The organism is Ramlibacter sp. PS4R-6 (assembly GCF_037572775.1).
Taxonomy (GTDB): domain Bacteria; phylum Pseudomonadota; class Gammaproteobacteria; order Burkholderiales; family Burkholderiaceae_C; genus Ramlibacter.
Map to the genome: position 1 here is coordinate 3623467 of NZ_JBBHKA010000001.1, position 18299 is coordinate 3641765.

The window sequence follows — 18299 nt, forward strand, 5'->3', positions numbered from 1 at the left end:
GTGCCGTCCCAGTTGGCGGGCTTCTGGGTGCTCATGCGGCACCTCCCATTTCCACCAGCTTCGCCGGCACGCCGCCGATGGAGCCCGCGCCCATGCACATCACCACGTCGCCGTCGCGCGCCATCTTGAAGATCGCCTCGGGCATCTGCGCAATGTCCTCGACGAAGACCGGCTCGACCTGGCCCGCGACGCGCATGGCGCGCGCGAGCGAGCGGCCGTCCGCTGCGACGATCGGCGCCTCGCCCGCCGAATACACCTCGGCCAGCAGCACCGCGTCGGCTTCGCCCATCACCTTGACGAAATCCTCGAAGCAGTCGCGCGTGCGCGTGTAGCGGTGCGGCTGGAACGCCAGCACGAGCCGGCGGCCGGGGTACGCGCCGCGCGCCGCGCGCAGCGTGGCCGCGATCTCGACCGGGTGGTGGCCGTAGTCCTCGATCACCGTGAACTTGCCCTTGCCACCGGCAACCGCAACGTCTCCATAGCCCTGGAAGCGCCGGCCGACGCCGCGGAACTCCGCCAGCGCCTTTTGCACGGCGGCATCGGGGATGTTCAGTTCCACCGCGATAGCGATGGCCGCCAGCGCGTTGAGCACGTTGTGCTGGCCCGCGAGGTTGAGCGTCACTTCCATGTCGGGCAGCGTGACGCCGTTGCGGCGCTGCGCCGTGAACTTCATCTGCGGCCCCGCGGCGCGCACGTTCACCGCGCGAACCTGGGCGTCCTCGCCGAAGCCGTAGCTCGTCACCGGGCATTGCACTTCGGCCGAGACTTCGCGCACCGCCGCGTCGTCGGTGCACAGGATCGCCGTGCCGTAGAACGGCATGCGGTTCAGGAAATCGAGGAAGGCGCGCTTCAGGTTGCGGAAGTCGTGCCCGTAAGTCTCCATGTGGTCGGCGTCGATGTTGGTGACGACCGCCATCACGGGCAACAGGTTCAGGAATGAGGCATCCGACTCGTCGGCCTCGACCACGATGTAGTCGCCGCTCCCAAGCTTGGCGTTGGCGCCCGCGCTGTTCAGGCGGCCGCCGATGACGAAGGTGGGGTCGAGCCCGCCTTCGGCCAGCATGCTGGCCACCAGCGACGTGGTCGTCGTCTTGCCGTGCGTGCCGGCGATCGCGATGCCCTGCTTCAGGCGCATCAGCTCGGCCAGCATCATGGCGCGCGGCACCACGGGGATCTTCTTCACGCGGGCCGCGATCACCTCGGGGTTGTCGGCCTGCACGGCGGTCGACGTGACGACCGCATCGGCGCCGCCGATGTTCTTGGCATCGTGGCCGACGAAGGTGGCTATGCCCAGCGACTTCAGGCGCTTGAGCGTGGCGCTGTCCGACAAGTCGGAGCCCGAGATCGTGTAGCCCAGGTTGTGCAGGATCTCGGCGATGCCGGACATGCCGGCGCCACCGATGCCGACGAAGTGGATGTGCTTGATGGCGTGCTTCATTTCGCGAGTTCCTCGCACGCGGCCACGACCTCTTCGGTCGCATGGATCTTCTGCATCTTCTTGGCCGCTTCGGCGCGGCGAATGAGTTCGTTGCGGTCGACCGTGCGCAGCAGCCGGGCGAGCCATTCGGGCGTGAGGTCCCGCTGCTGCACCAGCCAGCCGCCGCCGGCATCGACCAGGAATTTCGCGTTGGTCGTCTGGTGGTCGTCCACCGCCGCCGGGAAGGGCACGAACACCGCGGCGCAGCCGACGGCCGCGATCTCGGTGACCGTGCTCGCGCCCGCGCGGCACACGACCAGGTCGGCGTCGGCATAGGCCTGCGCCGTGTCGTCGATGAAAGGTGTGAGCTCGGCCTGCACGCCGGCGGCCGCGTAGTTCGCACGCAGTTCGTCGATCTGCTTCGCGCCGCTCTGGTGCAGCACCTGCGGGCGCTCGGCGGCCGGGATCAGCGCCAGCGCCTTGGGCACGACGTCGTTGAGGCCCTTGGCACCGAGGCTGCCGCCGACGACCAGCACCTTCAGCGGGCCCGTGCGGCCACCCAGCCGCTGCGCGGGCTCGGCCTGCTTCAGGAAACCTTCGCGCAGCGGGTTGCCCACCCATTGCGCCTTCTTCAGCACGTTGGGGAAGGCGCTGAACACGCGGTCCGCCACGCCCGCCAGCACCTTGTTGGCCATGCCGGCGATGGAGTTCTGCTCGTGCAGCACCAGGGGCTTGCCGAGCAGCACGCTCATCATCCCGGCGGGGAAGGTGATGTAGCCGCCCAGGCCGATCACCACGTCGGGCTTCACGCGCCGCACGACGCCGATGCTCTGCGCAAAGGCCTTGAGCAGGCGCAGCGGCAGCAGCACCAGGGTCTTCAGGCCCTTGCCGCGCACGCCGCCGAAGTCGATGGCCTCGAAGGGGAAGCCCCGCGGCGGCACCAGCTGGCTTTCCATGGTGCCGGCGCCGCCACCGAGCCAGTGCACCTGCCACGAGCGTGCACGCAGCGCTTCCGCGACCGCGAGGCCGGGGAAGATGTGGCCACCGGTGCCGCCGGCCATCACGAGGGCGCAGCGCTGCGTCATGCGCGCCCTCCCCTCATGAGCATCTTGTTCTCGTAGTCGATGCGCAGGACGATCGCGATCGCCACGAGGTTCATCAGGATCGCCGAGCCGCCATAACTCATGAGCGGCAGCGTCAGGCCCTTGGTCGGCAGCGCGCCCAGGTTCACGCCCATGTTGATGAACGCCTGGAAGCCGACCCAGATGCCCACGCCTTGCGCGACCAGCCCGGCGAACACGCGGTCCAGCGCGATGGCCTGGCGGCCGATGTGCATGATCCGCCGCGTCATCCACAGGAAGGCGGCGATGACGGTGAGCACGCCGATGAGGCCGAACTCCTCGCCGATCACCGCCAGCAGGAAGTCGGTGTGCGCCTCGGGCAGCCAATGCAGCTTCTCCACGCTGCCGCCCAGCCCCACGCCGAAGATCTCGCCGCGGCCGATGGCGATGAGCGAGTGCGACAGCTGGTAGCCGCGGCCCAGCGCGTGCTTCTCGCTCCACGGGTCGAGGTAGGCGAAGATGCGGTCGCGCCGCCAGTCCGACAGCGCGATCATCAGCACGAAGGCCACGGTGATCACCGCCGCGATCAGGAAGAACATGCGCGCGTTGACGCCGCCGAGGAACAGGATGCCCATGGCGATCACCGCGATCACCATGAAGGCGCCCATGTCGGGCTCGGCCAGCAGCAGCAGGCCGACCACGGCGACGGCGGCAGCCATCGGCAGCACGGCGCGGAAGAAGCGCTCCTTCACGTCCATCTTGCGCACCATGTAGTCGGCGGCGTAGAGCAGCGTGGCGAGCTTCGCCAGCTCGGACGGCTGGAAGCTGATGAAGCCGAACCCCAGCCAGCGCCGCGCGCCGTTCACACCCTTGCCGATGTGCGGGACGAGCACGACCATCAGCAGCACCAGCGACGCGACGAAGAGCCAGGGCGCGAGCTTTTCCCAGGTTGCCACCGGCACCTGGAAGGCGAGCAGCGCGGCGATGAGCGAGATCGCGACGAACGACCCGTGGCGCACCAGGAAGTGCGTCTGCGTGTAGTTGGCGAAGCGCGGGTTGTCCGGCAGCGCCACGGATGCCGAGTAGACCATCACCAGGCCGAAGCACAGGAGCGCCACGCTCACCCACACGATGGCGCGGTCGATCGCATGCACGGCCACCGGCCGCGGCCCCGCGGACGCGCCGCCGAACCAGCGGCCCAGGGTGGAGGCCATGGCGCTCACGCCTGCACCTCCAGGTCGATGCCCGCTTCGTCGGCGATCGCCTTGACCGCGGCGCGAAAGGCGTTGGCGCGGTCCTCGTAGTTGCGGAACATGTCGAAGCTGGCGCAGGCCGGCGACATCAGCACGGCGTCGCCGGGCTGCGCGCGCTGCGCCGCCGCGCGCACGGCCTCTTCCATGCTGCCGGCGTCGGCCAGCGAGACGCCGCTTTCTTCCAGCACCGCGCGGATCTGCGGGCCGTCGCGGCCGATCAGCACCGCGCCGCGCGCGAAGCGCGAGACCGGGCCGGCCAGCGGCGCGAAGTCCTGGCCCTTGCCGTCGCCGCCAAGGATCACGACCACCTTGCGCTCGGCGCCCAGGCCTTGCAGCGCGGCCACGGTCGCACCGACGTTCGTGCCTTTGCTGTCGTCGAAGTACTCGACGTCGTGCAGCACGCCCACGGGCTCCACACGGTGCGGCTCGCCGCGGTACTCGCGCAGGCCGAAGAGCATGGGGCCCAGCTGGCAGCCCGCCGCCGTTGCCAGCGCCAGTGCCGCCAGCGCGTTGATGGCGTTGTGGCGGCCGCGGATGCGCAGCGCATCGGCGGGCATGAGGCGCTGGAAGTGCAGTTCCTCTTCCTCGTCCTTGCGGTGCCGCCGCGTCTCGTCGGCCTCGAGCGCGCGCACCAGCCACGCCATGCCGTTCACGACTTCGATGCCGTAGTCGCCGGGCCGCCGCGGCATGTCGCCGCCGAAGGTCACGTGCGCGCGCTGCTCGTGCTTGCCACCCTTGAGCCGCACGGGCTCGGGCAGCATCTTCATGACGAGCGGGTCCTCGCGGTTGAGCACCATCACGCCGGCCTTGCCGAAGATGCGCGACTTGGCCGCGGCGTACGCGTCCATCGTGCCGTGCCAGTCCAGGTGGTCCTGCGTGACGTTCAGCACCGCGGCCACCGTCGGCTCGAAACCGCCCGCGGCCTCCAGCTGGAAACTCGACAGCTCGATCACCCACACCTGCGGCAACGATCCGGCTTCGATCTTGGCGGCCAGCGTGTCGAGCAGCGTCGGGCCGATGTTGCCGGCCACCGCCACCGTGCGGCCGCTGCGCTCGACCAGCTGCCCCGCGAGCGAGGTCACCGTCGTCTTGCCGTTGGTGCCGGTCACGCCGATGACGGCCGGCGCATAGCCTTGTTCTTCCTTCAGCCGGACCAGCGCTTCGGCAAAGAGACCCAGCTCGCCGCCGACTTCGATGCCGCGCGTGCGTGCACCGTCGACGATGGTTGCAACCTGTGCGGGCGTCAGGCCCGGGCTGCGGTACACGGCTTGCACGCCTTCGAGCAGCGCTTCACCGAATTCGCCCGCGATGAAGTGCGCCTGTGGCAGCTCCTCGCGCAGTGCGCCGAGCTGCGGCGGCTGGGCGCGCGTATCCGCCACGGTCACCGTCGCACCGCGGGCCGCGCACCAGCGCGCCATGGCCAGCCCGGAATCGCCGAGGCCGAGGATGAGGACGTGCCGGCCGTTCATCTGAGTTTCAGCGTGGACAGGCCCACGAGGCACAGCAGCATGGTGATGATCCAGAAGCGCACCACGACCTGCGTCTCGGTCCAGCCGCTCTTCTCGAAGTGGTGGTGCAGCGGCGCCATCTTGAGGATGCGGCGCCCCTCGCCGTATTTCTTCTTCGTGTACTTGAAGTACGCGACCTGGGCCATGACGGAGATGGCCTCCACGACGAACACGCCGCCCATGATCGCCAGCACGATTTCCTGGCGCACGATCACGGCGATGGTGCCGAGCGCGCCGCCCAGCGCCAGCGCGCCGACGTCGCCCATGAAGACCTGCGCCGGGTGCGTGTTGAACCAGAGGAACGCCAGGCCCGCTCCCGACACCGCCGCGCAGAAGATCAGCAGCTCGCCGGAACCCGGGATGTGCGGGAAGAACAGGTACTTGGAGTACACGGCGCTGCCCGTCACGTACGCGAACACGCCGAGGGCCGAGCCGACCATCACCACCGGCATGATCGCCAGGCCATCGAGGCCGTCGGTGAGGTTCACGGCATTGCTCGCGCCCACGATCACCAGGTAGGTCAGGATCACGAAGCCGAACACGCCCAGCGGGTAGCTGATCTCCTTGAAGAAGGGCACGAGCAGGCCGGCCTTGGGCGGCAGGTTCACGTCGAAGCCGGACCAGACCCACTGGTAGAACAGCTGCAGCACCCGCCAGTTGGAACTCTCGGAGATGCTGAACACCAGGTAGAACGCGGCGAGCAGCCCGATCAGCGACTGCCAGAAGTACTTCTCGCGCGAGCGCATGCCTTCGGGGTCCTTGCGCACCACCTTGCGCCAGTCGTCCACCCAGCCGATCGCGCCGAAGCCGATGGTCACCACCAGAACGATCCACACGAAGCGGTTGGTCAGGTCGAACCACAGCAGCGTGGAAACGGCGATCGAGATCAGGATCAGCACGCCGCCCATGGTGGGCGTGCCGCTCTTGGCCAGGTGCGTCTGCAGGCCGTAGCCGCGCACCGGCTGGCCGATCTTCAGCGCCGCGAGGTGGCGGATCACGGCGGGGCCGGCCATCAGGCCGATCAACAGCGCCGTCATCGCGGCCATCACGGCGCGGAAGGTGATGTACTGGAACACGCGCAGGAAGCCGAATTCCGGGCTGAGCGACTGCAACCAGCTCGACAGGCTAAGCAGCATGCGGGTCTCCTTGTTGTTCTTGTCCCGCACGCTGCAGGATGGCCTCGACCACGCGTTCCATCTTCATGAAGCGCGAGCCCTTCACCAGCACGCTGGCCACGCGCGGCAGCTCGCCGAGCACCGCGGCGTTGAGCGCGTCGATGTCGGCGAAGTGGCGGCCCTGCATCGCGACCGACTGCGCGCCGAGCGTGAAGACCTGGTCGATGCCGCGCTCGCGCGCATGCCCGCCCACCTCGGCGTGGAACTGCGGCCCCTGGTTGCCGACCTCGCCCATGTCGCCCAGCACGGCCAGGCGCGGGCCCGGGAGTTCGGCGAGCACGTCGATCGCGGCGCGCACGGAATCGGGGTTGGCGTTGTACGTGTCGTCGAGCAACGTGAGCTTGCGCCCGCCGATGGCCACCGAGACCGCGCGCGAGCGGCCCTTGACCGGCTCGAAGGCCTGCAGGCCCTGCGCGATGACGGGCAGCGGCGCACCGGCCGCGAGCGCGCAGGCGATCGCGGCCTGCGAGTTGCGCACGTTATGGCGGCCGGCGATATGGAGTCGGTAGCCCACCGGGCTGGCGGGTGTTTCCACCCGCACGTCCCAGTGGCCGTCTTGCCATTCAGTCCCGGCCAGAACGATGTCGGCGCCGCTGGCAGCGTCGCCGAAAGTCATGCAGGGCCGCGGCCCCGCTAGCTGCTTCCACAGCGGCGTGAACTCCTCGCCGGCGGGGAAGACAGCGACGCCGGTCGCGCCGAGCGTCGAGAACACCGAACCGTTCTCGCGCGCGACGGCCTCGACGGTCGCCATGAATTCCTGGTGTTCGCGCTGCGCGTTGTTCACGAGCGCGACGGTGGGCTTCGCGAGCTGCGCGAGGTAGCCGATCTCGCCGGGGTGGTTCATGCCCAGCTCGATCACGCCGACCTTGTGGTGCGGCCGCAGGCGCAGCAGCGTCAGCGGCAGCCCGATGTCGTTGTTCAGGTTGCCCTGCGTGGCCAGCATGTGCTGCGGCTGCCACGCGTGCAGGATGGACGCGATCATCTGCGTCACCGTCGTCTTGCCGTTGCTGCCCGTCACCGCGACCAGCGGCAGCTCGAAGCGCGAGCGCCAGCCGGTCGCCAGCTGGCCCAGGGCGAGCTTCGTCTCGTCGACCTCGAGGCCCGGCATGCCGGCCGGCAGGCGGCCACGGTGCGCGAGCGCGGCCACCGCGCCCTTGGCCTGCGCGTCGGCGAGGAAGTCGTTGGCGTCGAAGCGCTCGCCCTTCAGCGCGACGAAGAGGTCGCCGGGCTGCAGCGTGCGCGTGTCGCTGTGCACGCGCGTGAACGTCGTGCCGCCGGCGCCCGACACGCGCGAGCCCGGCACCAGTTGCGCGGCGAGGGCGAGCGTGGTCATGACTTCGCTCATGCGGCCTTCCTCAGGGCCAGCGCGATGCGCGCATGCTCCTGGTCGGAGAACGGGTGCTTGCGGCCCGCCACCTCCTGGTAGTTCTCGTGGCCCTTGCCGGCGATGAGCACCACGTCGTTCGCGGCGGCGGCGGCGATCGTCTCGGCGATCGCCTTGGCGCGGTCGGCCTGCACCTGCACGCACTTGTCGTGCGACAGGCCCAGCAGCACCTGGCTGATGATGTTCTCGGGCTTCTCGCTGCGCGGGTTGTCGCTGGTGACGACCACGTGGTCGGCGTTCTTCTCGACCACGGCGGCCATCAGCGGGCGCTTGGTGGGATCGCGGTCGCCGCCGCAGCCGAACACGCACCACAGCTCGCCGCCGCGCTGCTGCGCCAGCGGGCGCAGCGCCCCCAGCGCCTTGTCCAGTGCGTCGGGGGTGTGCGCGTAGTCGACGGCCACCAGCGGCTTGCCGCGCTCGGCCAGGCGCTCCATGCGGCCGGGCACGGGCAGAAGCGAGCCGCAGGCCTTCACCGCATCGGCGAGTGCCACGCCCATCGCGCGCAAGGCGGCGACGACGCCCAGCAGGTTGGACACGTTGTACTGGCCGATGGCGCTGGTCGCGAGCTTCACCGTCTCGTTGCCTTCGCACACGTCGAACACCAGGCCCTGCTCGCCGTAGCCGATGTTGCGCGCGGCGATGCGCGCCGGCTCGCGGCACGACAGCGTCCAGACGTCGAGCGCCGAGCCTTCCAGCGACGCCGCCAGCGCATGGCCCTTCTCGTCGTCGATGTTGACCACCGCCGCCTTGAGGCCCGGCCAGCGGAACAGCTCGGCCTTCGCGTCCCAGTACGCGTCCATCGTCTGGTGGTAGTCCAGGTGGTCCTGCGTGAAGTTGGTGAACATGGCCACGCGGATGCGCGTGCCGTCCAGGCGCCGCTCGACGATGCCGACCGACGACGCCTCGATCGCGCACGCCTTCACGCCGGCGTCGGCGAATTGGCGGAACTCGCGCTGCAGCAGCACCGGGTCAGGCGTGGTCAGGCCGACGAAGTCCACCTGCGGCGGGCGCCCGATGCCCAGCGTGCCGACGACGCCGCACGGGATGCCGGCATTCGACAGTGCCTGCGCCAGCCACCATGCGGTGGACGTCTTGCCATTGGTGCCGGTCACGGCGACCACGTCGAGGCGGTCCGTCGGCTGGCCGAAGTACTCGGCGGCGATGGGGCCGGTCGCGAATTTCAGTCGCGCATACGAAGCGATGGCGTCCGAATCGAAGGCGAACGCGTCGGCGCCTTCGCTCTCGACCAGGCACGCGGCGGCGCCCTGGGCAATGGCGGCCGGCACGTACTTGCGGCCGTCGGTGGCCGCGCCCGGCCACGCGATGAAGCCGTCGCCGGCCTTCACGTTGCGGCTGTCGCAGTGGAGCGTGCCCGTCACGCGCGCGCGCAGCCATTGCGCGGCTTCGTGGGCGCTGCGCAGTTCCACCATCAGAACGACTCCTCGGCCGCGTTCACCACGATCTGCGGCTTGACGTTCATGTCGGGCTGCACGCCCATCATGCGCAGCGTCTGCTGCACGGTGGCGCTGAAGACGGGCGCGGCGACGTCGCCGCCGTAGTACTTGCCTGCCGTGGGCTCGTCGACCATCACAGCCACCACGATGCGCGGCTTCTCGATGGGCGCGATGCCCACGAACCACGAGCGGTACTTGTTGGTGGCGTAGCCCTTGCCCACCTGCTTGTACGCGGTGCCGGACTTGCCGCCCACCGAATAGCCCAGCGTCTGCGCCTTCTGGCCCGTGCCGCCCGGGCCCGCGGCCATCTGCAGCATGGTGCGCACCTCGTTCACGGTGCCCGGCGAGAACACCTGCACGCCCGTGGCGGGGTCGGGGCTCTTGAGCAGCGTCGCGGGAACGATCTGCCCGTCGTGCGCCCACACCGTGTAGCTGCGCGCCATCTGGAACAGCGACGCCGACAGGCCGTAGCCGTAGGACATCGTGGCCTGCTCCACCGGCTTCCAGGTCTTGTAGGGACGCAGCCGGCCGCTCACCGCGCCGGGAAAGGTGATCTGCGGCTTCTGGCCGAAGCCCACCTGCGTGAACAGCTCCCACATCTGGCGCGGCTGCATCTGCAGCGCGATCTTCAGCGTGCCGATGTTGCTGGACTTCTGGATCACCTCCTGCACCGTCAACACGCCGTTCGGGTGCGAGTCGGAGATCTTCATGCCGGCCATCATGATGAAGCCGGGTGCGGTCTGGATCGGCGTCTGCGGCGTGACCAGCTTGTTCTCCAGCGCCAGCGCGACGGTGAAGGGCTTGATCGTCGAGCCGGGCTCGAACACGTCGGTGATGGCGCGGTTGCGCAGCTGCTCGCCCGAGAGGTTCTGCCGCTTGCCCGGCGCGTAGCTCGGGTAGTTGGCCAGCGCCAGCACTTCACCCGTCAATGCGTCCATCACCACCACGCTGCCGCCGCGCGCCTTGTGCTCGACGACCGCGTCGCGCAGCTTCTGGTACGCGAAGAACTGGATCTTGCTGTCGATCGCCAGCTGCAAGTCGCGGCCGTCCACCGGCGGCGACTGCTCGCCCACGTCCTCGACGATGCGGCCCAGGCGGTCCTTGATCACGCGGCGCGAGCCCGGCCGGCCGGCCAGTTCCTTGTCGAACGCCAGCTCCATGCCTTCCTGGCCATGGTCCTCGATGTTGGTGAAGCCGACCACGTGCGCGGCCGCCTCGCCTTCCGGGTACTCGCGCTTGTATTCCTTGCGCTGGAACACGCCCTTGATGTTCAGCCTGGCAACCTGCTGCGCGACCGATTCGTCGACCTGGCGCTTCAGCCACACGAAGGTCTTGTCCTCGTCGGCGAGCTTCTTGTCGAGGTCGGCCAGGGGCATGTCGAGCAGCCTGGCCAGCTGCGCGAGCTTGGCGCGGTCGCGCTCCATGTCCTCCGGCGACGCCCAGATGCTCGGCGCGGGCACGCTGGTCGCGAGCAGCAGGCCGTTGCGGTCCAGGATGCGGCCGCGGTTGGCCTGCAGCTCGATGGTGCGGGCGTAGCGCACCTCACCCTGCTTCTGGAAGAACTCGTTGCCGAACACCTGCACCCACGCGGCGCGGCCCGCCAGCACGACGAAGCCGATCGCCAAGCCCGCGACGATGAACTTGCTGCGCCACACGGGCGTCTTGCTCGCGAGCAGCGGGCTGGAGGTGTAGATGACGCTGCGGCTGGTCATTGCGCGGCCCTCGCGTCCTTGAGCTTCACGTACTGCGTGATGGCCGGGCCGGCCGTGCGCATCTGCAGCTGCTCCTTCGCGAGCTTCTCGACGCGCAGCGGCGTGGCCTGCGCGCGCTTCTCGAACTCCAGGCGTTCCTTCTCGACCAGCAGCTTGCGGGCGTCGCCTTCGGCCTTGTCCAGTTCGGCATAGAGGCGCCGCGACTGGTACTGCGTGCGCACCAGGAACAGCGCGCTCGCGATCACCGCCACCAACAGGACGAGGTTCAGGCGGGTCATGCGTCCGTCCTCTCGGCCACGCGCATGATCGCGCTGCGCGCGCGCGGGTTGCGCTGCAGCTCCTCTTCCGAAGGCTTCACGCGCGCGATCGCCTTCAGCTTCATCGCCTTGGGTGCGGCGAAGGGCGCGCGGCGGTCGAACACCTCGCGCGAATGCTTCGCGACGAACTGCTTGACGATGCGGTCCTCCAGCGAATGGAAGCTGATCACGACCAGCCGACCCCCGGGTTGAAGTACATGAAGGCTTGCCTCTAGCGCCTGGCCGAGCTCTTCAAGCTCGGCGTTGACGAAAATCCGAAGAGCCTGAAATGTGCGCGTCGCAGGGTCCTGGCCTGGCTCGCGGGTCTTGACCGCGCGAGCCACGAGTTCGGCCAGCTCCCGTGTGCCGCGGAGGGGGCCACCCTGCTCGCGGCGAGCAGCAATCGCCTTTGCAACCGGAAGAGCAAACCGTTCTTCGCCGAATTCACGAATCACCTCCGCGATCTGCTCCACCGGAGCGCTGGCCAGGAAGTCCGCCGCGCTCTGCCCGCGCGTGGTGTCCATCCGCATGTCGAGCGGTCCGTCCGCGCGAAAAGAAAAACCCCGCGCGGGGTTGTCGATCTGCGGGGAGCTCACGCCCAGGTCCATCAGGATGCCGGCGGCGCTGGAGCCTTCCAGCTGCGACATCGCGGCGAAGCCCTCGTGGCGGATCGAGAAGCGCCCGTCCGCGATCGCGTTCGCCGCCGCGATGGCTTCCGGGTCCTTGTCGAAGGCGATGAGCCGCGAGGTTTCGTCCAGCCGCGCGAGGATCGCGCGCGAATGCCCGCCCCTGCCGAACGTCGCGTCGACATAGGTCTGTCCCGGCTTGGTGAATGAGTCGCCCGAAAGGGCCTCGACTGCTTCGTTCAACAAGACGGTGGTGTGATTCCATGCGTCCACCGCCTGCGCTCAGAATGTGAAACCCTTGAAGACGTCGGGCATCGCACCCCGCATCGCCTCTGCTTCCTTGGCCTCGTACGTCGCCTTGTCCCAGAGCTCGAAATGGGCGCCCATGCCCAGGAGCATGGTTTCCTTCTCGATGCCCGCCGCGGCACGCAACTCGGGAGAGACCAGCACGCGACCGGTGCCGTCGAGCTCCGCGTCCATCGCGTTGCCAAGGAAGATTCTCTTCCACCACTGCGCGTCCATCGGTAACGCCGCGATACGGTCCCGGAATTTTTCCCATTCGGGGCGGGGGAAGATCATCAGGCAGCCATGCGGGTGCTTGGTGAGGGTGAGCTGGTTGTTGGCGATGGCGCCCAGCACCTCGCGATGCCGCGTAGGGACGGACAGCCGGCCCTTGGCATCGAGAGCGAGAGAGGAAGCGCCTTGGAACACCAGTTAATCCCACCTAATTGCACTTTTTTGCACTGTAGCAGGAAAAGACAGCAACGCAACCCCGCGAGTGCGGAATTTTTCCTTTGAAATCAAGGACTTGGAGCAGCTTTTGCGTGCCGAATGCGCGCAAAAACGCGTTCAGAATGAACGACTTAGAGAGGGCACTGCATGTGAAACATCAGCAGTGCAGCGCTGTTGGTTAAAGAATGTACCGAGCGAAGGGTCAGTCGGTTCGCGCGATGACGCGGGCGTGCTCGCTGATGCCGATGACGTTGAAGAACGCGGCCACGAGGCGGTGCACCTCGATGTACTGCACCTGGCGGCCTTCGGCCTGGCGGGCCGTGACCCAGTTGAGCAGCGTGCCCGCCGCCGAGAAGTCGATGCGGATGAGCCGAGCGCAGGAGATGACGATGACGTCCGCGCCCAGCGTCTTGGCCTCGAGCATGTCGAGCGCTTCGGTGGCGTCGCCGAGGATCTGGCCCGCGAGTTCCACGGTGGAGATGTTCGACATCTGCGAGCTGGGGCCGGCGGTGGCCGTGTCGCCGTACAGGCTGGACAGGCCCGAGGTGATCGAATCGCGGAAGGCCTCGCCGATGATGGTGTGGCCGGCGACGTAGCTGCCGTCGGCCTGCAGCGGCTTGTATTCGCAGCGCGCGCTTTCCCACGACGGCGGCGAGACCTCGTAGGTCACGCAGTAGTCCAGCGCGACCAGCTCGAACTCGTCGGGGCGGTGCATGACGCGCAGCACCTCCATGCGCAGCTTCCACCACGCCGGGTTCACGCCCTTGTCGCCCGAAGGCGTGGCGTCCTTGAGCACGCGCTCGAAGTTGTCGGCGCCGATGAAGCGCAATTGCACCGGCTGCGACGCCCACTGCGTGAACTGCTTGGTCAGCGGCTCGATCGCGCCTTCGTCGATCGCATTGAGCTTGGCGAACGAGAGCTTCCACGGCGCGGTCGCCTTGGCCAGCGCCGCGTTCATGGCCGCGATGGACTGCGTGCCCAGCGTGGGCGGCGACGTCCAGTTGGCGATGGCCTGCGGGGCGCCCGCGGGCGCCGCGGGCGGCGCCGCCGTCATGCGGCCCACCGCCTCGGGGATGGAGAACCACTGCGGCGCCGAGCGGCCGAAGCGGCCGGCGAAGTCGATCGCGGCCGTCTCGAAGCGGTCCTGCTGGCCGGTGGCGCGGTACAGGTCGAACAGCGTCAGCCAGGTTTCGTCATGGTCGACGCGCGGGCCCGTCGGCGCGAGCACTTCGAGCAGGCCGGCTTCGGCGCCCGCATCGTCGCCATTGGCGAAACGGATGGAGGCTTCTTCCAGTTCGGGGTCGTGCGCGAACTCGTCGACGTCGATGGCGAAGAGCTTCGACGCGGAAAAGCCCGTGGTGCCGCCGGGCTCCGACGAAGGGCCGGCCGACGACGCCATCGGCGAGAACACCGGCGCGCCGGGCCGCACGCTCGGTGCCGACACGGGCGCGGCCTTCTGCGGTGCGGCGGGCTGCGGGGCGGCCCGCTGCGCGGCAGGCTGCGCCACCGGCGCGGCGGGCGGCTGCGCCACGCGCGCGGCGGGCGCTGCCACCGGCGGCGTCGCCGGCGTTTGCGGCAGCGCGCTGGGCGCGACGAAATCCGGCATCAGCTCGGCGGGCTCGGTCGTCGCCGCCGGTGCCGCCGCCGGCTCGAGCGGAGAGGGCTCGGTCTTGATGTACGCGGTGGAGCGCAGCGCGCCGGACGAGCCCGCCGGGCGCGCGGCGGCCGGCGCGCCCGACGGCGCCTCGGACTGCTGCGAGGACACCTGGAAGCTGCCGGTGGTGTTCAGGCGGCTGGAGTTGTCGCCATGTTTGGTCTTCCACCACTGCATGGACATCTGCGCCTCGATCTCGTCGATCTTCTTGAGCGTGGTGGCGCGGTCGTCGGGCTTCGACGGCATGGAGCTCTGGAAGAACGACGGGCGCGCGGCCGGGTCCTGCCCGGCCATCACCTCGCTGCGGCGCATCTTGCGCAGCATGTCGAACTCGCGCTTGCGCACGAAGTCGTTGCGCCGCTTGCGCTCGATCATCTCCTTCAGCATCTGCTTGCTGTAGGAGCTTTCGCGGTCGCTGTCGGGCTGGTCGAGGTCGGCCCAGTTCGTCGTCGGGTTCTTGACGAACTTGACGACCTTCGAAAGCAATCCGGATCCGTCGTCCTTGGTTGCCATGGCGGGTCGTCAGGGGTACTGCGGTGCGAGGGGGACCTTCAGTCCCCGAACATCTTCTGCTTCAGCTCGCGGCGCTGCTGCGCCTCGAGCGAGAGCGTCGCGGTGGGCCGCGCGAGCAGGCGCGCGACACCGATCGGCTCGCCCGTCTCGTCGCAGTAGCCATAGTCGCCGGCGTCGATGCGCGCGATCGACTGCTCGATCTTCTTGAGCAGCTTGCGCTCGCGGTCGCGCGTGCGCAGCTCCAGCGCGTGCTCCTCCTCGATCGTCGCGCGGTCGGCCGGGTCCGGCACGATCACCGTGTCCTCGCGCAGGTGTTCCGTCGTCTCGCCGGCGCTGTTCAGGATGTCTTCCTTCAGGGCCAGCAGCTTCAGGCGGAAATACGCCATCTGCTTGTCGTTCATGTACTCGCTGTCGGGCATGGCGAGCACTTCCTCGTCGCTCATCTCCTCGGCCGACTTCGACTTCCAGTTGTTGGCGAGCTTCGGGTCTTTCTTGATCGCCACCAGGGGCGGCGGGTTCAGCACATTGGACATCGTGGGGGTGTAGCTTGCTTTGGCGGCCATGGACGCCTGCACCGGCTGCGGGGGGGCCACCGGCACGGGCGCTGACCGCGCCGCTTGTTTGTCGGCCCTTGGAGGCGCCGCGGGCGCCTTCACGGGTACTGCGGGGGCGGGCGCCGCCTTGGCGGGCGCCGCCGGCTTGGTGGCGGCTTTCGCCGGCGCCTTCACCGGGGCCTTGGCGGGCGCTTTCGCGACCGGCTTGGCCTTGGGCGGGGGCGCCTTCTTCGCGGCGGGCTTGGCGGCCTTGGCCAGCGCCTTCGCCAGGGGTTTCTTCGCAGGCGTTTTCTTCGCGGGCGCCTTGGCGGCCTTCTTGGCCGGCGCCTTCTTTGCCGCAGGCTTCTTGGCCGCCGGCTTGGAGGTCTTGGCCGCCGGCTTTTTCGCGGCCGGCTTGGCTTTCGCCTTCGATTGGGGCTTCACTTCCCGTCTCCTCGCGCCCGCTGCTTCGGCACGGCCGTGCCGCCCGTCCGCAGGCTGTCCTCGTTGTTGCGCTCGATCGCCTTCATCAATGCGGGTTATACCCTGATTGCCCTTGGGCGGAGCCTCGCGGTTGGGGTTTTCACCCTCGGGCTGCGCCTCGCGCCTGCCGAATGGGAAAGCCATCAGTTGCAGAATCGAGACAATCATTTTCCAGCGCCCCAACCCCTCTTTTTGGAAGGGCGCTAGCCTAACCGATCCTGGGAAGGCTCAACGCCCTTTCACGCGGGCAGCAGGCACTGTTCGAGGCCCTGCAGGAAGATGTCCTTGGGCAGCTCGATGCCGATGAAGACCATCTTGCTGGTCCGTTGCTCGCCGGCCTGCCACTCGGGGCCCAGGTCGCTTCCCATCAGCTGGTGCACGCCCTGGAAGATGACCTTGCGCTCGGTCCCCTGCATGTACAGCACGCCCTTGTAGCGCAGCATGCGCGGGCCGTAGATGTTCACCACCGCGCCCAGGAAGTCCTCGAGCTTCGCGGCATCGAAGGGTCGGTCGGACTTGAACACGAAGCTCTTGACGTCGTCGTCCACGTGGTGGTGGTGCGGGTGGTCGCAATGCTCGCCATGCTCGTGGTCATGGTCGTGGTGGTCGTGATCGTGGTCGTGGTGGGCGTGGTCGTCTTCCTTCAGGAAGTCCGGGTCGATGTCCAGCTTGGCGTTCAGGTTGAAGCCGCGCAGGTCGAACACCTCCTTCAGCGCCACCTCGCCGAAGTGCACCGGCTTCATCGGCGCGCGCGGGTTCATGTGCTTCAGGCGGTGCACCAGCGCGTCGACTTCGTCCTTCGCGGCCAGGTCCGTCTTGCTGATGAAGATCTGGTCGGCGAAGCCCACCTGCCGGCGCGCCTCCTGGCGGTCGTCCAGCTGCTTGTCCGCGTGCTTGGCGTCGACCAGCGTGATGATCGAATCGAGCAGGAAGCTCTCGGCGATCTCGTCGTCCATGAAGAAGGTCTGCGCGACGGGGCCGGGGTCGGCCAGGCCCGTGGTCTCGATCACCACGCGCTCGAAGTCGAGCATGCCCTTGCGCTTCTTGGCGGCGAGCAGCTGCAGCGTGGCGCGCAGGTCCTCGCGGATCGTGCAGCAGATGCAGCCGTTGCTCATTTGCACGATCTGTTCCTTCGTCTCGGTGACGAGGATGTCGGAGTCGATGTTCTCTTCGCCGAACTCGTTTTCGATGACGGCGATCTTCTGGCCATGGGCTTCGGACAGCACGCGCTTGAGCAGCGTCGTCTTGCCCGAGCCCAGGAAGCCGGTGAGGATGGTGGCGGGGATGAGGCTCATGCGGGAAGTTTAGGCTTTCCGCTGGACCACGAGGCCCTTGAGGTATTCGCCTTCGGGGAAGTTCAAGGTCATCGGGTGGTCCGGCGCGGCCGAGAGCCGCTCGACGATGTAGCCGTCCACCTGCGCGTCGGCGCCGGCCGAGGCGACGATCTTGTGGAAGAGGTCGGCGGAGATGCCGCCCGAGCACGAGTAGGTGAACAGCACGCCGCCGGGCTCGAGCAGCTTCAGCGCGAGCCGGTTGATGTCCTTGTAGGCCCGTGCCGCGCGTTCGGCGTGCGCGGCCGTGGGGGCGAGCTTGGGCGGGTCGAGCACGATGGCGTCGAAGGTGCGCCCTTCCTCGATGAACCGGCGCAGCGACGCGTTGACGTCGGCGTCGAGGAAATCCGTTCGGGCGGCGTCGAAGCCGTTCAGGGCAACGTGCGCGCGGGCGCGCTCCAGCGCCGGCGCCGACGAATCGATCGAGGTCACGTGCCCGGCCCCGCCGGCCAGCGCCGCGATGGTGAAGCCGCCGGTGTAGCAGTAGCAATTGAGCACGCGCTGCGACTTCAGGCGCGCGACGTCGTCCCGGAACTTGCGCCGGTTGTCGCGCTGGTCCAGGTAGAAGCCGGTCTTGTGGCCCGTGGCGACGTCCAGCGTCAGGCGCCAGTCGTGTTCGCGGATCGTGATCTCCGTAGGCCCTTCGCCGCGCAGCCAGCCAGTGGCGCTCTCCATGCCCTCGAGCGAGCGGGCGTTCGCGTCGGAGCGCTCGTACAGCTTCGCCAGCCCGGTGGCCGCAAGCAGCGCATCGGCGATCACCGGCTTCCAGCGCTCGGCGCCGGCCGAGAGGAACTGCGCCACCAGCGTGTCGCCATAGCGGTCCACGACCAGCCCGGGCAAGCCGTCCGACTCGCCGTGCACCAGGCGCATGCCGTCGCTGGCGATGGCGAAGCGCTCGCGCGCGCGCACGGCCTTTTCGCACAGCGCCGCGATGAACGCCGCGTCGATGCGCTGCGACTCGTCGAAGCTCCAGGCCCGGGCACGGATCTTCGATTGCGGGCTGAACGCGGCCCAGGCGAGGAACTCGCCCTCCGCGGAATCGATGCGTACCGTTTCGCCGGCATCGCCGCCGCCCTTCGCGATGGCGCTGTCGAAAACCCACGGATGTTGTCTCCGCAGCGACCTTTCCTTGCCAACCCTCAGTCGAATCGTCTTCATTGGCGTTAT

Annotated in this window: 15 protein-coding genes; all 15 read right to left on the bottom strand. The window is 68.6% G+C overall.

Going from position 1 to position 18299, the window contains the following annotated elements:
- Positions 1-31: 31 nt before the first annotated feature.
- The 15 genes from murC to WG903_RS18150 all read right to left on the bottom strand — a co-directional run bounded on the left by murC (position 32) and on the right by WG903_RS18150 (position 18290).
- Positions 32-1438, bottom strand: coding sequence for a UDP-N-acetylmuramate--L-alanine ligase (gene murC / locus WG903_RS18080; RefSeq protein ID WP_340077973.1), 1407 nt, complete (start codon positions 1436-1438; stop codon positions 32-34).
- Positions 1435-2502, bottom strand: coding sequence for an undecaprenyldiphospho-muramoylpentapeptide beta-N-acetylglucosaminyltransferase (murG, locus tag WG903_RS18085; RefSeq protein WP_340077974.1), 1068 nt, complete (start codon positions 2500-2502; stop codon positions 1435-1437). The genes murC and murG overlap by 4 nt, the downstream gene beginning before the upstream one ends.
- A complete protein-coding gene (gene ftsW / locus WG903_RS18090) occupies positions 2499-3692 on the bottom strand; it encodes a putative lipid II flippase FtsW (RefSeq protein ID WP_340077975.1) in 1194 nt (397 codons plus the stop codon). The genes murG and ftsW overlap by 4 nt, the downstream gene beginning before the upstream one ends.
- A 5-nt stretch (positions 3693-3697) precedes the next feature.
- The gene (gene murD, locus WG903_RS18095; protein WP_340077976.1) at positions 3698-5200 is read right to left on the bottom strand and encodes a UDP-N-acetylmuramoyl-L-alanine--D-glutamate ligase; all 1503 of its coding nucleotides are present in this window, start codon (positions 5198-5200) and stop codon (positions 3698-3700) included.
- Entirely contained in the window at positions 5197-6375 is a 1179-nt protein-coding gene (gene mraY, locus WG903_RS18100; protein ID WP_340077977.1) for a phospho-N-acetylmuramoyl-pentapeptide-transferase, read from the bottom strand. Before mraY ends, murD begins: the two co-directional genes overlap by 4 nt.
- Positions 6365-7759 carry a UDP-N-acetylmuramoyl-tripeptide--D-alanyl-D-alanine ligase gene (locus tag WG903_RS18105; RefSeq protein WP_340077978.1) on the bottom strand — a complete coding sequence of 465 codons (1395 nt, stop codon included), beginning with the start codon at positions 7757-7759 and terminating at the stop codon, positions 6365-6367. The genes mraY and WG903_RS18105 overlap by 11 nt, the downstream gene beginning before the upstream one ends.
- A complete protein-coding gene (locus WG903_RS18110) occupies positions 7756-9228 on the bottom strand; it encodes a UDP-N-acetylmuramoyl-L-alanyl-D-glutamate--2,6-diaminopimelate ligase (protein ID WP_340077979.1) in 1473 nt (490 codons plus the stop codon). The genes WG903_RS18105 and WG903_RS18110 overlap by 4 nt, the downstream gene beginning before the upstream one ends.
- A complete protein-coding gene (locus tag WG903_RS18115; protein ID WP_340077980.1) occupies positions 9228-10964 on the bottom strand; it encodes a peptidoglycan D,D-transpeptidase FtsI family protein in 1737 nt (578 codons plus the stop codon). The genes WG903_RS18110 and WG903_RS18115 overlap by 1 nt, the downstream gene beginning before the upstream one ends.
- Positions 10961-11242, bottom strand: a complete 282-nt coding sequence (ftsL, locus tag WG903_RS18120; RefSeq protein WP_340077981.1) for a cell division protein FtsL — start codon at positions 11240-11242, stop codon at positions 10961-10963. The genes WG903_RS18115 and ftsL overlap by 4 nt, the downstream gene beginning before the upstream one ends.
- Positions 11239-12159 (bottom strand): 16S rRNA (cytosine(1402)-N(4))-methyltransferase RsmH, encoded by a 921-nt coding sequence (gene rsmH, locus WG903_RS18125; protein ID WP_340077982.1) that lies wholly within the window; start codon positions 12157-12159, stop codon positions 11239-11241. The genes ftsL and rsmH overlap by 4 nt, the downstream gene beginning before the upstream one ends.
- A 9-nt stretch (positions 12160-12168) precedes the next feature.
- Entirely contained in the window at positions 12169-12597 is a 429-nt protein-coding gene (gene mraZ / locus WG903_RS18130) for a division/cell wall cluster transcriptional repressor MraZ (protein WP_340077983.1), read from the bottom strand.
- Between the two features lie 223 nt (positions 12598-12820).
- The gene (locus tag WG903_RS18135) at positions 12821-14785 is read right to left on the bottom strand and encodes an STAS domain-containing protein (protein ID WP_340077984.1); all 1965 of its coding nucleotides are present in this window, start codon (positions 14783-14785) and stop codon (positions 12821-12823) included.
- A 38-nt stretch (positions 14786-14823) separates the two neighbouring features.
- Entirely contained in the window at positions 14824-15762 is a 939-nt protein-coding gene (dksA, locus tag WG903_RS18140; RefSeq protein ID WP_340077985.1) for an RNA polymerase-binding protein DksA, read from the bottom strand.
- A gap of 278 nt (positions 15763-16040) precedes the next feature.
- Positions 16041-17096, bottom strand: coding sequence for a CobW family GTP-binding protein (locus tag WG903_RS18145; protein WP_340077986.1), 1056 nt, complete (start codon positions 17094-17096; stop codon positions 16041-16043).
- 9 nt (positions 17097-17105) lie between these two features.
- On the bottom strand, positions 17106-18290 hold the full coding sequence (locus WG903_RS18150) for a class I SAM-dependent rRNA methyltransferase (RefSeq protein ID WP_340077987.1): 1185 nt from the start codon (positions 18288-18290) through the stop codon (positions 17106-17108).
- Between the last annotated feature and the right edge of the window lie 9 nt (positions 18291-18299).

Excerpts from the sequence above, each read along its gene's own strand:
- murC (WP_340077973.1), bottom strand. The coding sequence starts at position 1,438 with ATGAAGCACGCCATCAAGCACATCCACTTCGTCGGCATCGGTGGCGCC.
- murG (WP_340077974.1), bottom strand. The coding sequence starts at position 2,502 with ATGACGCAGCGCTGCGCCCTCGTGATGGCCGGCGGCACCGGTGGCCAC.
- ftsW (WP_340077975.1), bottom strand. The coding sequence starts at position 3,692 with ATGGCCTCCACCCTGGGCCGCTGGTTCGGCGGCGCGTCCGCGGGGCCG.
- murD (WP_340077976.1), bottom strand. The coding sequence starts at position 5,200 with ATGAACGGCCGGCACGTCCTCATCCTCGGCCTCGGCGATTCCGGGCTG.
- mraY (WP_340077977.1), bottom strand. The coding sequence starts at position 6,375 with ATGCTGCTTAGCCTGTCGAGCTGGTTGCAGTCGCTCAGCCCGGAATTC.
- WG903_RS18105 (WP_340077978.1), bottom strand. The coding sequence starts at position 7,759 with ATGAGCGAAGTCATGACCACGCTCGCCCTCGCCGCGCAACTGGTGCCG.
- WG903_RS18110 (WP_340077979.1), bottom strand. The coding sequence starts at position 9,228 with ATGGTGGAACTGCGCAGCGCCCACGAAGCCGCGCAATGGCTGCGCGCG.
- WG903_RS18115 (WP_340077980.1), bottom strand. The coding sequence starts at position 10,964 with ATGACCAGCCGCAGCGTCATCTACACCTCCAGCCCGCTGCTCGCGAGC.
- ftsL (WP_340077981.1), bottom strand. The coding sequence starts at position 11,242 with ATGACCCGCCTGAACCTCGTCCTGTTGGTGGCGGTGATCGCGAGCGCG.
- WG903_RS18135 (WP_340077984.1), bottom strand. The coding sequence starts at position 14,785 with ATGGCAACCAAGGACGACGGATCCGGATTGCTTTCGAAGGTCGTCAAG.
- WG903_RS18145 (WP_340077986.1), bottom strand. The coding sequence starts at position 17,096 with ATGAGCCTCATCCCCGCCACCATCCTCACCGGCTTCCTGGGCTCGGGC.
- WG903_RS18150 (WP_340077987.1), bottom strand. The coding sequence starts at position 18,290 with ATGAAGACGATTCGACTGAGGGTTGGCAAGGAAAGGTCGCTGCGGAGA.